Origin of the sequence: Pseudomonas sp. (assembly GCF_041601375.1) — a bacterium.
Classification (GTDB): Bacteria; Pseudomonadota; Gammaproteobacteria; order Pseudomonadales; family Pseudomonadaceae; genus Aquipseudomonas.
The window spans coordinates 89,183-101,725 of the sequence record NZ_JBFIIG010000001.1; the positions used below are offsets into that span (position 1 = coordinate 89,183).

Annotated in this window: 8 protein-coding genes and 1 pseudogene; 4 read left to right on the top strand and 5 right to left on the bottom strand. The window is 62.5% G+C overall.

Features of this window, described 5'->3' with window-relative positions:
* Positions 1 to 144: 144 nt before the first annotated feature.
* From ABZE94_RS00435 to recQ, 4 genes are all read right to left on the bottom strand, one after another.
* Positions 145 to 2,172: a FimV/HubP family polar landmark protein gene (locus ABZE94_RS00435; RefSeq protein WP_372873575.1), complete on the bottom strand. Its 2,028-nt coding sequence runs from the start codon at positions 2,170 to 2,172 to the stop codon at positions 145 to 147.
* 352 nt (positions 2,173 to 2,524) lie between these two features.
* Positions 2,525 to 3,928, bottom strand: coding sequence for a DHA2 family efflux MFS transporter permease subunit (locus ABZE94_RS00440; protein ID WP_372873566.1), 1,404 nt, complete (start codon positions 3,926 to 3,928; stop codon positions 2,525 to 2,527).
* Complete coding sequence (locus ABZE94_RS00445) at positions 3,928 to 4,332, bottom strand: MarR family transcriptional regulator (RefSeq protein WP_372873567.1); 405 nt, start codon at positions 4,330 to 4,332, stop codon at positions 3,928 to 3,930. The genes ABZE94_RS00440 and ABZE94_RS00445 overlap by 1 nt, the downstream gene beginning before the upstream one ends.
* A 262-nt stretch (positions 4,333 to 4,594) precedes the next feature.
* Positions 4,595 to 6,721, bottom strand: a complete 2,127-nt coding sequence (recQ, locus tag ABZE94_RS00450; protein ID WP_372873568.1) for a DNA helicase RecQ — start codon at positions 6,719 to 6,721, stop codon at positions 4,595 to 4,597.
* 155 nt (positions 6,722 to 6,876) lie between these two features.
* Between recQ and ABZE94_RS00455 the strand changes: the two genes are divergently transcribed.
* The 4 genes and pseudogenes from ABZE94_RS00455 (at position 6,877) to lapD (ending at position 10,604) form a co-directional block, all read left to right on the top strand.
* Positions 6,877 to 7,464 (top strand): YecA family protein, encoded by a 588-nt coding sequence (locus ABZE94_RS00455; protein WP_172147461.1) that lies wholly within the window; start codon positions 6,877 to 6,879, stop codon positions 7,462 to 7,464.
* A 15-nt stretch (positions 7,465 to 7,479) separates the two neighbouring features.
* Complete coding sequence (locus tag ABZE94_RS00460; protein WP_372873569.1) at positions 7,480 to 7,881, top strand: YbaN family protein; 402 nt, start codon at positions 7,480 to 7,482, stop codon at positions 7,879 to 7,881.
* A gap of 456 nt (positions 7,882 to 8,337) precedes the next feature.
* Positions 8,338 to 8,648 (top strand): annotated as a pseudogene (locus tag ABZE94_RS00465) (hypothetical protein); the annotation flags it as partial.
* Positions 8,649 to 8,657: 9 nt separating this feature from the next.
* Positions 8,658 to 10,604, top strand: a complete 1,947-nt coding sequence (gene lapD / locus ABZE94_RS00470) for a cyclic di-GMP receptor LapD (RefSeq protein ID WP_372873570.1) — start codon at positions 8,658 to 8,660, stop codon at positions 10,602 to 10,604.
* Positions 10,605 to 10,698: 94 nt separating this feature from the next.
* On the opposite strand, the gene ABZE94_RS00475 is transcribed toward lapD, so the two are convergent.
* The coding region (locus ABZE94_RS00475; RefSeq protein WP_372873571.1) for a DUF5801 repeats-in-toxin domain-containing protein at positions 10,699 to 12,543 on the bottom strand (1,845 nt) is incomplete at its 5' end.

Below are 12,543 nucleotides of genomic sequence, written 5' to 3' on the forward strand. Positions count from 1 at the left end.
CTCTGCCTACGCAAAAAAATCATGATACCCCCGCCCGGCAACAGCTCCCAGACTGCAGGGTAAAAAGGCCCGCTTACCTTGCGCAGGTAAGCGGGCCTTTCCAGGTGGCGCCCCGATCAGTCAGTGGCCAGCCGAACCCTCTATTCAGGCAATTTTCGCCAGCAGTTCGCGGGCTTCCTGCTTCTGCTCGTCATCCCCATCGTTGATGACTTCATTGAGGATATTGCACGCGTTTTCCAGACTGCCCTGATCGATGTAGGCCAATGCCAGGTTGAGTTTGGCCAGGTTATCGTGACTACCGGCCAACTGATCGAGGTCGTGCAACAACTCGCCGTCATCGGCAGAGGGTTGATCGAGGAAGCCTTCGGCCAGATCGTCCTGCAACCAGTCGCCTGCAGTTGTTTCTTCAACCAGCATCGATTGGGCGAAAGGACTGCGTGCATCGCGATTACCCGACGACGCAAAAACCTCCGGCAGCTCGCCATGCTCGGAAACCTCTGGTGTCGAGACAGCACTCTTTTTACGCATGCTGGTTGGAAACGGACTGACCAGATCCCAATCCGCATCCAGCGACAGATCATCCAGATTGAGCGGGGAATCCTCCTCCAGCGCTGCATCCGCTTGCACTGGTGCTTGCAACTGCGCCTCGTCCAGCACCAACACCGCATCGTCCAACGTCTCGGCCATCACCGCGGCATCGAGCAATCCGGGATGACGCGCCTTGAGCTGATCGATACGCGCCGCCGTGAAACCGGCACTGCGCAGCTTCGCTTCCTCCTCGAGGAAGGCCTTGGCATTGCCCTGCTGGGCCAACACCTCCAGCAGTCGGAAGCGAATATCGCTGCGCTCGGGCTGAATCTCAAGCGCCTTGCGCAGGATTACCGCGGCCTCACCGAAGCGGCCATAGGCGATGTAGATATTCGCACCCTCCAGTGCATCGGCAGGACCGACTGCAGCTGCCTGATCGACAGGAGCGACCAAAGGAAGGCTGCGTAGCGGTGGCACGACTGGCTCGGGTACGCTCGCCGCGGGCTCTGGCTCGGGCACTGGTTGGGCTTGTTGCTTGGGTGCTGACAGCGGGCTCCGGTTGTGCCGGCTGCGCCAGAACAACCCGAGCAGCGCCACCAGCAGCAAGGCCAGAGCAGCCACACCGGCGCTGAACCAGTTGCGGCTCGACGCCTCGTTCGACTCAAGCACCGACGGCTCTGCCACGGCAGCAGGCGGCAAAGACGATTGCGTGAGCGCGGGACGTTCCACCAACTGGCTTTGCAACGCGGCCAGCTGTCGATCCTTATCGCTCATCTGTGCCTGCAACAGCTGCAACTGCGCCTGCAGATCAGTGATGCTCTGTTGTAGTTTGAGGTTTTCCTCGGCCTGACTGAGCAGCTCCTGATCCAGGCGCAGCTGCATTTGTGCCATCTGTTCGACCTGCGGGTCGACTGGCGGCTCGCCAGGCGTCAGAGCTGGCGCACCGAGGGTGGTAGTTACTGCCTCGGCACTGACCTCGGCGATCGGCGCACTATACGCCTGGGCGGCATCCGGCAGCAGCAGGTCGGCCCCGGTCCGCAGGCGGTTGATATCGCCACGGCTGAATGCCTGCGGATTGAGCGCGTGGATATCGCGCATCAGCGCTTGCTGCGGTGCCTGGCTACCGGCAGCACGCAAGTCTGCGGCGATCTTCCACAGGCTGTCGCCACTGACAACCTGATAACGCACCCCCGCCTCGGCGATCGGCATGACGCGCGGCGCAGCGGCAGCTGCTGGCGATGGCGAAACCGCCGGGCGCACGGAAGCTGCCCGTACCTCAGGCACGGTAGCGACGGAGCGGTAGGCCGATGAACCAGGTGGATCGAGCAGCAGGGTGTATTCGCGCAGCAGCGCACCATTGGGCCGTGCCACTTCGACGATGAAATTCAAATAGGGCTCACGCACCGGCTGACTCGACACCACACGAATCACACTGTTGCCGCCTCGCAGCAAAGGGGTAAAACGCAGATCGTTGAGAAAGAACAGGCGATCGACGCCGGAGCGGCTGAATACATCGGCAGATGCCAACCGCACCAACAGATCACTGCTGGACAGATCGGCGACTTGCAACAATTCGATTTCAGCCTCCAGTGGCTGATTCAACGCCGAATGCAGGGTGATTTCGCCCAGACCCAAGGCTGGCACTACGCCAGAATAGAATGCCGAGCTTGAAGCAAGACCGAACAACAATTGCCGGACCCGAGACATATGAACTCTCCCGCTGACTCCGCTCCCGAGTCGTTACACCACCCCACGCGTTGGCGTGCGTCTCCATCAGTGGTGAAAACAGTGGGTGCAGCAAATTCTTCCATCCGGGAAACACTCCGTGTCGAGCCCGGTTGATGAATGAGTATGGCCATGATCTACCAGCCTGCATGCCTTAGCAGACGACCTGTTAGTGCAGGCGCAACGATAAGGCAGGTAGCCATCATACGCAAAAGCAACGGGCAGCAGTCAATAAAATGACCATCCCCGCATCCAGGCTGCATGCGGGTCCTCAGTGCCTTGGCGAGCGCACGCGCCAAGCCGCCAGCACGGTCAGGGCAAAGACCGCCGCCATCAGCCAGAAACTCTGCTGGAACGCCACGGCCTCGGCTGCCAGGTCGCCCCCTTCACGGCCATGGCGCCACTCGAGAAAGAACGTCAGCAAATTGACGCCAAATGCCCCGCCCAGCTGACGAACGAAGGTGATGGCTCCGGCGCCCAGAGCCAACTCCTGCGCGCTGAGGATATCCAGCGACCCGGTGCTCAGCGCCGGCAACAGCAGCCCGAGCCCGACCCGCCCGATAGAGGCCCAAAAGCACAGGACGGCGAACGAAGCGCCCTGCTCGATCCAGCCGAATCCGCCGGCAGACAAGGCGAAAATCAGCAAACCGCTGACCAGCAGCAGGGCCGCCGACTGCCTATCGCTGAGCCAGCCACCGACAAAGGAAGCGGCCCCCATCAGTACCCCGGCGGGCAACAGCAGCAAACCGGCGCGCCCGGCGCTGTAGCCTTCGACCGTTTGCAGGTACAGCGGAATCAGATAGGTCGAGCCATACAGGCCCATGCCCAGGGTCAGGGCCACCCAGCTGGCATTGCGAAAACCGGCATGCCGCCACAAATGCAACGGCAGCAGCGGTTTGGCGCTACGCCAACTACGGGTGAAAAAACCGATGAGGGCCAGCGTACCCAGCAGCGCTGGCAACCATACCCGTGGCGCCAGCCAGGCAAAGCGCTGGGCCTCGGCCAGGGCGCCGAGCAAGGCAAACAGCCCCACGCAGAGCAAAACGAAAGCCCCGACATCCAGCAAAGGTATGGTTTTTTCCCGCCGACTGGGTAATAGCCACTGCCCACCCAGCAGCGCCAGGCCGCACATGGGCAATGGCATCCAGAACACGGCGCCCCAACCAAAGTGGTCGACCAGATAGCCGCCGATGGTCGGCCCCAACGTTGGCGCAACCATCACCCCCAGGCCGTAGAAACCCAAGGCCATGCCCCGGCCGCCGCCCACGAATACGCGAAAGATCAGCACCATCGCCAACGGCTGGACGATGCCGGCACACAGGCCCTGGACGATGCGCAGGGCAATCAGCTGCCAGGCCTCTTGGGCCACCAGTGCCAGCAATGAACTGAACACGAACAGCCACAGGCCGAGCTGCGCGGTGCGCCTGGCGCCAAAACGCGAATGCGCCCAAGCGGCCAATAACAGACCGGCGGTCATGGCCGCGAGAAAACCGGTGGACAACCACTGCGCCTGCGGCCGGCCAATTGAAAAATCCAGCATGATCGCTGGCAGGGCCACGTTGATGCTGGTCGAAGCCAGCACCATGGCCATGCTGCCGATCATCAGGATGCCCAGTAGCCAGCGCGGATAGTTCGCACCGAAACGCGCCTGCAAGTCCGGTAGATCCTGCCCCATCAGCGCTTTTCCAGATTACTCAGAATCCGGGCATGCACCAGCTGGCAACGGCGTAGCTCTTCTTCGTCGATGCCGGCGAAGAGCTCTTTACGCAGCTGGGTGGAAATAGCCTCGATCTTTTCGATCAACGGTTGCGCTGGCGGGCTCAGGGCGATTTTCTTGGCGCGGCGATCTTCCGGCACTGCCTGTCGGCTGACCAGACCCTGGGCTTCCAGGCTATCGAGCAGCCGGGCCAGGGTTGGCCCTTCGACCCCCACACTCTGCGCCAGCTCACGCTGGGTCGGCAGCTCCTCGAAGCGCGACAGATGCAAGAGCACCAGCCAGCGTGCCTGTGACAGACCAAGCCCAACCAGACGACGATCGAGTTCGGCGCGCCAGGAGCGGGATAACTGGGCTAATTGCATGGCAAAACGATGTGGATCCAACTGTGACTGCGACATGGCTAAACGGCTCTTTAACTATCAAAATCTAATTATTAGTGAGCTAACCATAACCGCAACCTCGAGAGCAAGTCCCTGAAGTCGTTCAATACTTCACCCTGTCACACACCGGTCATCCTCGGCGGGGGCTGAAAAGCCAGCGCCAGACACTCGCGCCGGCCCCCGAGGGAGGTAAAAGCCGGCCAAAACGGTCGAAGATCCGCCTGCAGTTGAAGACGCCGCGGACTCAGGCGCCGAACTCGGCCTGCAATGCGGCACGCACGCAGTACAACACGCCATCCTCGGCGCGCCCGACGAACAAGCTGCTGACGTCGGCCACCGGCGGCAGCTCGCCTTCACCATCGAGAAAGGCATCCTGGATCTCGCCGAGCAGCTCTTCCGGCAGATCCAGGGCTTGCTCCAGGGAAAGCTGCTGCTGGCCGATGGCCTCGGCCAGCAGGCTGTAGACGTTCTTCTCGCTGCACTGGAGTTGGCTGGCGATCTGCAACGGGGTCATGCCGGCACGGGCCAGGCTGACCAGTTCATGCCGCAGGTCGGCCACCACCGGCGGCGCCTCGGCATTACCGCCCAGCACGTCGAGGAAGGCCTCGCCGTAGCGTTCCAGCTTGCGCGCGCCGACTCCGCTGACCTGGGCCATTTCGGCCAGGCTGACGGGTTTGCTGCGGAGCATTTCCAGCAGGGTGGCATCGGGGAAGATCACATAGGGCGGCACCGCGTGCTCCTCCGCCAACTTGCGCCGTAGCGTGCGCAGGGCTTCCCATTGCTCGCGCTCGTCGCCGCGAACCAGCTGGCTGGCAGCACTGCTGGAGGCTTTCGCCGTGTGCTGCGGCTTCAGATCGCGGCGCAATTGCAGGGTCACTTCACCGCGCAACAAGGGCCGGCAGCTGTCGGACAGACGCAGGCCGCCATAGCCCTCGAGGTCGACATCGGCCAGGCCGCGCGCCACCAGCTGGCGGAACAGCGAGCGCCACTCGCCCTCGCTGAATGCCTTGCCGACGCCAAATACCGACAGGTGCTGATGGCCCGGGGCGCGCACCTTCTCGTTATCGCGGCCGAGCAGCAGGTCGACCAGATGACCGACACCATAACGCTGACCGCTGCGGTAGATCGCCGATAGTGCCTGGCGCGCCGGCTCGGTGGCATCCCAGGTCTGCACACCATCGATGCAGTTGTCGCAGTGGCCGCAGGGATTCGGCATGTCCTCATCGAAGTAGGCCAAAAGCGTCTGCCGCCGGCAGCGGGTTTCCTCGCAGAGCGCGAGCATGGCATCGAGCTTGTGCTGCTCGAGACGCTTGTGCCGCTCGTCGCCTTCGGAGTTGTTGAGCATCTGTTTGAGCAGCAACACATCCTGCAGGCCATAGGCCATCCAGGCATCCGCCGGCAGGCCATCACGGCCGGCACGACCGGTTTCCTGGTAATAGGCCTCCAGCGATTTGGGCAGGTCCATGTGGGCGACGAAACGCACGTTCGGCTTGTCGATGCCCATGCCGAAGGCGATGGTCGCCACCATGATCAGGCCTTCCTCGTTGAGGAAGCGCTTCTGGTGGTAGGCGCGCAGGTCGCTGGGCAAACCGGCGTGATAGGGCAACGCCGGAAAACCCTGGCTGGAGAGGAAGGCCGCGACTTCGTCGACTTTCTTGCGCGACAGGCAGTAGACGATGCCGGCATCGCCCTTGCGCTCGGCGAGAAAGGCCAGCAACTGCTTGCGCGGCTGATCCTTGGGCACGATGCGATAGAAGATGTTCGGCCGGTCGAAACTGGAGAGGAAGCGCTCGGCGTCGTGCAAATGCAGGCGCTGGACGATTTCTTCACGGGTGCGCATATCCGCCGTGGCGGTCAGGGCGATGCGCGGCACATTGGGAAACAGCTCGGCCAACTGGCCCAATTGCAGGTATTCCGGGCGGAAGTCATGCCCCCACTGCGACACGCAATGCGCCTCGTCGATGGCGAACAGGGCGATATCCAGGCGCTGCAGGAACGCCAGCATGCGCGGTTGCACCAGGCGTTCCGGGGCCAGGTAGAGCATTTTTATCTCGCCGCGATTGATCCGCTCGGCGATCTCGCGCTGCTGCTCGGCATTCAGGGTGGAATTCAGGGCCACTGCCGCCACCCCCAACTCGTCGAGGGTGGCGACCTGGTCGTCCATCAAGGCGATCAGGGGCGACACCACCACCGCCAAACCCTCGCGCAGCAAGGCCGGCACCTGAAAACACAGCGACTTGCCCCCGCCAGTCGGCATCAGCACCAGGGCGTCGCCGCCGCCCGCCACGCGCTCGATGATCGCCCCCTGGCGGCCACGGAAGCTGTCATAACCGAAAACGTCTTTGAGGATGCGCAGTGCGTGGTCGAGCATGAAAGGTCTCCGAAACGAGCCGCGCATTATACGCACCTGCTTGCCGGACTGAGTTTTGATCTGTTTTTTCGCTGCACATTCTTCTAGAACTATGGCTGCTGCAGCAGGTCTGGACTAGAATCCATCCTCGTTTACTTCTTCAAGGTAGCCCCACGATGTCCTTCGCCGAGCAACTGTCCCGCCTGCAAGCCTTCCTCGACGCCGATGAGCTGCACGAAGAGGCTCTGGACTACGTGGCCGCCCACGGCTACCTAACCGCCTTGTCGATCTGTCCCGACCCGGTACCGGAGCGTGAGTGGATCGATGCCCTGTTCTCCGAGCCACCGCATTACCGCAGCGACGAGGAACGCGACGATATCGAAGCCACCCTGGTGCAACTGCAGACTCATATCGCCCGCCAACTGGCCAGCGACGACGACCCGGAAGTGCCTTGCGAGCTCGACCTCGGCGACGACCCGGACGACTCCGATCTGCGTGGCTGGTGCATCGGCTTCATGGAAGGGGTGTTCCTGCGTGAAGCCGCCTGGTTCGACGATGCCGAAGACGAGGTCAGCGAATTGCTACTGCCGATCATGGTCGCCTCCGGCCTGTTCGAAGAGCAGCCAGAGTTCGCCGAAATCGCCAGCGACCGCGACCTGGTAGACAGCATGGTCGAGCAAATCCCCGAACTGCTGACCGCCCTGTTTCTGCTGTGCCATGCCCCGGAAGAGAAACCAGCCCTGCTCAAACCCCGTCACCATTGAGTCCGCGCCACGGCCATGGCGCGTGACATAAAGGAACAGCGTAACCCGCTGATTCGCTGCGCACTGCTGACCCTGGGTTGGCTGTGCGTGGCGCTGGGGGTGATCGGGATCTTCCTGCCAGTCTTGCCGACCACGCCGTTCCTGTTGCTGGCCGCGGCCTGCTTTGTCCGCAGTTCAAGGCGTTTCTATCTGTGGCTGGTGCTGCATCCCAGGCTCGGCCCATGGGTTCGCGATTACCTCGAAGGCCAGGGCATCCCACTCAAGGCCAAGGTCTACAGCATCGCCCTGATGTGGTTCAGCATCGCCCTCTCCTGCTATCTGGTCCCCCTGTTCTGGGCTCGCGCCGTCATGCTGACCAGCGCACTGTTGGTGAGCATTTACATCCTCAAACAGAAAACCCTGCCCAACCCGCGTTAACCACCTGCGCTATTGAGCAGACGCACTGCTTGCCTCAGGCAGTGCGCCGCTGACTCACCGACACGACACAGATCCTGGCGGGTTGTCCCTGCACGCCGAGCGGAAACCCACACGGCACGGTGCGACGCCTTGTCGCGAACACCTGGATGCTCTCGCTGCGGCGCTCGATATGCTCACAACCCCTGACTGACAGACTGCCCGAGAATGGCGATCGACCGCCCGACCCGCAAAAATTCATATTCGCGGACAACTCCCTGGACAGCTCGCGGCAAAGCCGCGGGATGCCGCCTAAACTCCTGCCATGATTGGCGGAGAAACGGTAGATGCAGCCTTGGCAGCGCCTTCCAGGATGGCAACAGCGTCGGCATTGGCCGGCGCTTGCCCTGTTTCTGCCGCTTGCCGCCCCCCCTCGGGCTAAGCCGGGCCTGGGCCGCCTGGGACGACTGGAACCTTCGCCTGCACCGCCTCGGCATTTTCAGCGAAAAGCCGCACATCAGCTACGTCAAGGCGCTGAAACTGAACCTGGCGCACATGGTGCCGAGCCATTACGCCAACCCGGCCGACGCCCCCCTGGTACTGGACAAGCTGATCAATCAAATCCGCCCCGCTTCACGACGCCAGGACCTGCTGCCGGTGTACGCCTTCAATGCCGAAGACCGGTATTTGCCGGGTTCTCGCAGCAACAAGAGCGACCGCAAGAAACTCTCGCGCTGGCAGGATTTATTGAAAAAATGCGCACAGAAGGCTTCGCCATTGGCGAAGGCTAGGAGAACGCCATGTCCCTGCTCAAGCAACTGTTTCTCGCCATTTGCCTGTTCTTGCTGGTGGCCTTCAGCGGCAGTTTCATCGTTGGCGTGGAAAACTCCCGCGAACACTTGATCGGCCAGTTGAACTCTCACGCCCAGGACGCCGCCACCGCCCTCGGCCTATCGTTGACGCCGCACGTGGACGACCCGGCGATGATCGAGCTGATGGTCAGCTCGATTTTCGACAGCGGCTACTTCACCAGCATCCGCGTGCTCAGCATCCCCGACGAGCGGGTAATGGTGGAGCGGCAGAGCGATATCGAAAATGAGCAGGTGCCGAATTGGTTCGTCCGCCTGGTCGACCTGCGACCCCAGGGCGGCGAGGCCCTGATCATGCGCGGCTGGGAACAGGCGGCGCGGGTCGAGGTGCTGAGCCACCCACAGTTCGCCATCGCCAAGCTATGGGACAGTGCCATTGGCAGCCTGCTCTGGTTGCTGTTCTGCGGCCTGCTCAGTGCGATTCTCGGCGGCTGGCTGCTGCGCAGCCAGTTGCGCCCCCTGGACAACATGGTGCAGCAGGCTCAGGCCATTACCCGCCGCGAATTCCTGACCCTGCCCAAGGTGCCGCGCACTCCGGAACTGAAGCGCGTGGTACTGGCCATGAATCAGATGGTGGACAAGCTCAAGGCGCTGTTCGCCGAAGAAGCCGCCCGCAGCGAGAAGCTGCGTGAAGAGGCCTATCAGGACAGCCTGACCGGCCTGGCCAATCGACGCCTGTTCGACATCCGCCTGACCAACCTGCTGACGATCACGGAACAGAGTACCGAAGGCTACCTGATCGTACTGCGGGTCAATGACCTTGCCGGCCTCAACCAGCGCTGGGGCGGCCAGCGCACCGATGCGCTGCTAGTCGCCATCGCCGAACTGCTCAAGCGCCTGCTCAACCAGCCCAACCGCGCCCACTGGCTGGCCGCGCGCAGTCGCGGCGGTGAGTTCAGCGTGCTCGCGCCCGGCCACGGCCGCTTGGAGGCCGAGCAACTGGCGCGCGAACTCCACGAAGACCTGGACAACCTGCGGCAAACCGACGCCAGCGACTGCGCACCGGTGGCGCACATCGGCATGACCGTCTTCAGGCCGGACGAGACCATCGGCCAGGTACTGCCCCGCGCCGATCAGGCCCTGGCCCAGGCGCAGAGCGACCCGAGCCTGCCCTGGGGGCGCCTGAACGATTTCGCCAGCCAGCCCGGTCAAGGGCTGCATGAATGGCACCAGTTGATCGACGACGCCTTGCACAATGACAAAGTGCAGCTGTATTTCCAGCCGGTGGTGAAGTGCGCCGAGCGCCGCCATGTGCTGCATCAGAAGGTCCTGGCACGCTTACTCGACCCCCGGGGCGAAACCATAGTCGCCGGCCGTTTCCTGCCCTGGATCGAGCGCCTGGGCTGGTCCGCACGCTTTGACCTGACCATGCTCGAACACTGCCTGGCGCACCTCGCACGGCACCCGCAGCCCCTGGCCCTGAGCCTGTCCAGCAAGACCCTGCACGAACCGGAAAGCCTGGCGCGCCTGCTTGCGATGCTCAAACAGCACCCCCAGCTGGCCAAACTGCTGACCTTCGAAGTGGACGAGCACCACCTACCCAGACCTGCCGAAATCGAAAGCCTGAGCAAGCGCATCCGCGACACCGGTTTTCAGCTCGGCCTGCAACATTTCGGCGGGCGCTTCAGCCTGATCGGCAACCTGACCCACCTGGGCCTGGCCTACCTGAAAATCGACGGCAGCTACATCCGCGCCATCGACCGGGAGAACGACAAACGCCTGTTCATCGAGGCCATCTTCCGTACCACCCACAGCATCGACCTGCCGCTGATCGCCGAGATGGTGGAGACCGAGGGCGAACTCACGGTGCTCAAGGATCTGGGCATCCACGGCGCCATGGGCAGGCTGATCGGCGCACCGGCGGCGTGGCAGGGCTGAAATGGACGATGTGGCAACTGGTGGATCATAAAACGGCTCAGCCGCGAACAAGCCCGCCAGCGGTAATAATGGCGGACCTGTTCGTGGCTCAGGCTCAGACGGTATCCACCACCAGGGAGCCGTCACCCAGCATGCCGGTGATCAGAGTGGCCACATCGGATCCGCCATATTGCGCAATCAGGTCGGCTTCGGTGACATCCTGTAACTCGATGGTCTGCACCACACTGCCACCGGCTTCCGCACTGGCCTCGATGGTGGTGGCCGTGATCGAGAAACTGAAGTTCAGATACTGATCAAGGGGGTTGACCTCCTCGCCTACCAGCAGATCGCTGAGGTCCAGGCTGTCGACACCCAGTTCGAAGTCGGTCACCACATCGTGGCCCGTTTCACCGGCCTGCCACCTGAAGATATCGGCGCCTGCACCACCGGTCAGGGTGTCGTTGCCCAGCCCGCCAAGGAGGATGTCGTCGCCACTGCCGCCGATCAGGGTGTCGTTGCCGCCATAGCCAAACAGGTAGTTCTCGCCCCCGTCGCCGACAAGCAGGTTGGCCAGATCGGTACCCTCGATGCTCTTGCTGTCCGGGTAGACCGTCACATCGATGGCGCTGTTGACCGAATCGCCGTCACCATCCGTACCGGTCACCGGCAGACTGAAGGTGACCGGGTCTAGATCGATGGCCTGACCGAAGGAGAACTCGCCCAGCTTGAAGCTGGTCGTGGTTCCGTCGCTGCCGACAGTGCCATTGGTCGATTCGATCGCCTCGATTTCCACGGCATTGAACGCCTGCGGGTTACCCTGCCCATCCACGCTGACGATCTCGAAGGTCCAGCCGTTGCCCAGGTTGTAGAGAATCACACCGGAACCGTCCTGAGCGACGTGATTGGCATTGCTCTGCACATTGCCGTTGGAGTCGTAGATGACGATTTCGCTTACCAGCAACACCAGTTGCGCCAGCGGCGTGGTGCCCACCAGTGTGGTGTTGGCCCCTGAGGCGCTACCGGAAGTGTCATAGATGCGCAGCTTGAAGTCCGCATCCTTGCTGCCGCCGGTAACGGTCAGCTTCTGGCGGAAGGCGAAGGTCTGCTGGTAGCCGCCAAAGCTATAACTTTCGTTATTGTGCTGCGTGTTGATGCTCAGGCCGGTGACCAGGTCATAGCGGATGACCTCACCGTTGGACACTTCGTTGCCCTGGCCCACCCCCAGCTCGTTGGCGCTGCTGTTGACCGTGCCGGCACTCCCACCCAGCGGCATGATTTCCGAGGAAACCAGCACGTCATCACTACCGTCGGGGTCGGGATTCTGATTACTGCCGATGTTCAGGCCCTTGAACGGGACGTTGCCGCCGCCAATGCCGGACAGATCGGTGATACTGGTGATCTGCGTGTTGCTGATGAAGCTGCCAGTGAACATGGTGATGGACATGTCGCCATTGGCATCGATCTGCGCCGTAAACGCCACGTCGCCATCGAGCGTCTTGGCCTCGATGTGCTGGGAATCCCCATCGTAGAAGAGGAACAACTCCTCGTTATCCAAGAACAGCTGTTTGCCGTCCTGGTCCACAAATGCCTGCCCATCGGTGATGGTGAAGGCGATGGAGCCGACCCCGTCGGCCCCGGCATTAGCCAGGAAGTTGAGCGACTTGGTCACGGTGGTGGGTGCTGGATCCTCCACCCCCAGCACGACGTGAATGCCGTCGGGGTAGAAGGCCGTCGGCCCGTCGTCATGGAAGGTCAGGAAGTTGCCCAGGCTCAGGCTGGCGCTGGCTTGATCGCCATCCGCATCGGTGATGGTCGCGGTCAGGGCGATGGCACTGCCGGCGACGCTGACCGGGTCATCCGGGTCACTGCCGTCCGGGTGTTGCAGGGCACGCAGTTGATCGAGGGTAACGTTGCCGCTGCCGTCGACGCTGACGGTAAAGGCCACGATGGAGGCGTCGCC

Coding starts and splice junctions, on each gene's coding strand:
- ABZE94_RS00440 (WP_372873566.1), bottom strand. CDS start 3,928: ATGGGGCAGGATCTACCGGACTTGCAGGCGCGTTTCGGTGCGAACTAT.
- ABZE94_RS00445 (WP_372873567.1), bottom strand. CDS start 4,332: ATGCAATTAGCCCAGTTATCCCGCTCCTGGCGCGCCGAACTCGATCGT.
- recQ (WP_372873568.1), bottom strand. CDS start 6,721: ATGCTCGACCACGCACTGCGCATCCTCAAAGACGTTTTCGGTTATGAC.
- ABZE94_RS00455 (WP_172147461.1), top strand. CDS start 6,877: ATGTCCTTCGCCGAGCAACTGTCCCGCCTGCAAGCCTTCCTCGACGCC.
- ABZE94_RS00460 (WP_372873569.1), top strand. CDS start 7,480: ATGGCGCGTGACATAAAGGAACAGCGTAACCCGCTGATTCGCTGCGCA.
- lapD (WP_372873570.1), top strand. CDS start 8,658: ATGTCCCTGCTCAAGCAACTGTTTCTCGCCATTTGCCTGTTCTTGCTG.